Consider the following 1,941-nt stretch of genomic DNA (forward strand, 5'->3'; position numbering starts at 1 on the left):
GACGAGCTCGGGCTGCTGCGGCGACGCCACGCCGCTTGGCCAGTCTAAGCGCCAATAACGCTCACCTTGCTCATCCTCGAGCACAACAATACTGACGACGGCAGCAACCGGCAGGGTCAGTTGGCTATAAAAGCCTGCAATATTGGCAGCGCCAAGTGCCCTTGCCATTAAGTGCCGAATAACACCGCCATGGCTGATAATCCAAATCGGCGCGGTGGCGATAGCGCTCGATGTCGTCCTCGAGTCATCCGCGGGTTCGGCGCTCTGTACTGAGCTCAGCCCTGCGCTTTGCCCTGAGCTCAGCCCAGCTTGATGTTCCGCCCTTTGCCCATTGGCTGTTGCTTTGCACGCAGCCACTTGATGCATGCGCGCAAAGCTACGATCCAAAATCGCGTCAATCGTGGTGTTGACCCTCAACTCAAAACTTGCCATTGACTCCCCCCCCGGCGGCGCGGCCTGCCAAGGATTTTGCCAATAGGCCGTCAGTTTATCCCCCGCTTGGTGGTACAACGCATCGAGTGCCACACCGTCCCACTCACCAAAATCAAGCTCCTGTAAGCCAGTGCATAACTCAAGGTGCATAGGCTCAGCAGTGGGCGTCGCCGCGCTCTGCTCAAGGGCGAACGCCTTGGCAAATTCGGCGCAGCGCTTCGCACTTGAGCTGTAAATACCGTGGCAATGCGGCGGATAGGCTTTCACCGCCGCCGCCATTTGTTGCCAGCCTTTAGCCGTTAGCGCCACATCCACCCGGCCACGTAAAATTGCGCCGCCTTCACATTCGCCATGGCGTAACAGCAATAAGCGCACTTGTTTCATATTTGCCTTTAAAAATGTCGCGGCTAAAGCCTAATGTCTCGATTCTAATGACTTTAACCTTGCTCTGATAATCCTACCTCGCGTATTATGGACGTCTATACGTTTAAATGTCCAAAAAAAATAGCGGCACATGATAATAAAATGCGCTTAATAACCCAAACACCAACGCGCGATAAACACCGTATGCTGGACTTCACTTAGCTGTAGTAAAGGTAACTATTTATGACGATACCCTCAAATCCCCCCGGCCAACGTTTGGCAAACATTCGTCAGCAGCTCACGCAGCGCATTCTGATCTTAGACGGTGCCATGGGCACCATGATCCAAGGCTATAAACTCGAAGAAGCCGATTATCGCGGCGAGCGTTTCAAGGATTGGCATACCGATGTAAAGGGCAATAACGACCTGTTAGTCCTGACTCAGCCACACATCATCAAACAAATTCACACCGACTACCTATTAGCCGGTGCCGATATTATTGAAACCAATACCTTTAACGCCACCACGATCGCCATGGCCGATTATGATATGCAGTCATTGTCCGCCGAGATTAACCGCGAAGGCGCGCGCCTTGCCCGTGAGGCCTGTGATGCAATCGAGCAGGCCACGGGTAAGCCACGTTATGTCGCCGGGGTGTTAGGGCCCACTAACCGCACTTGCTCTATCAGCCCCGATGTTAACGACCCAGGCTTTCGTAATATCCACTTCGATGAGTTAGTCACCGCTTACTGCGAATCGACCCGCGCCCTGATTGAGGGCGGCGCCGATATCATTATGGTCGAAACCATTTTTGATACCTTAAATGCCAAGGCCGCGCTATTTGCCATCGAAACCGTATTCGATGAACTCTTTGGCGCTAACTCGCCAGCGCGTTTGCCCGTGATGATCTCCGGCACCATTACCGATGCCTCGGGCCGAACCCTTACCGGCCAAACCACCGAAGCCTTTTATAACTCCCTTCGCCATATCAAGCCCTTATCTATCGGCCTTAACTGCGCCCTTGGGCCCAAAGAGCTGCGCCCCTACGTCGAAGAACTGTCTCGTATCGCCGAATGTTATGTGTCGGCGCACCCTAATGCGGGTCTGCCAAACGAGTTTGGCGGTTACGATGAAACCCCAGAGGAC

General features: G+C 53.7%; 2 protein-coding genes. One reads left to right on the top strand and one right to left on the bottom strand.

All coding sequences use genetic code 11. From position 1 onward, the window contains the following. A partial coding sequence (locus ACRCZA_RS13880) for a histidine phosphatase family protein (RefSeq protein WP_438675003.1) occupies positions 1 to 816 on the bottom strand: 816 nt, incomplete at its 3' end. Positions 817 to 1,038: 222 nt separating this feature from the next. Here ACRCZA_RS13880 and ACRCZA_RS13885 point away from each other — a divergent pair. Further along, positions 1,039 to 1,941 (top strand): homocysteine S-methyltransferase family protein (locus ACRCZA_RS13885; protein WP_438675004.1); only part of this gene is annotated, 903 nt, incomplete at its 3' end.

Source organism: Shewanella sp. (assembly GCF_051658185.1).
In the GTDB taxonomy this organism is placed as follows: Bacteria; Pseudomonadota; Gammaproteobacteria; order Enterobacterales; family Shewanellaceae; genus Shewanella.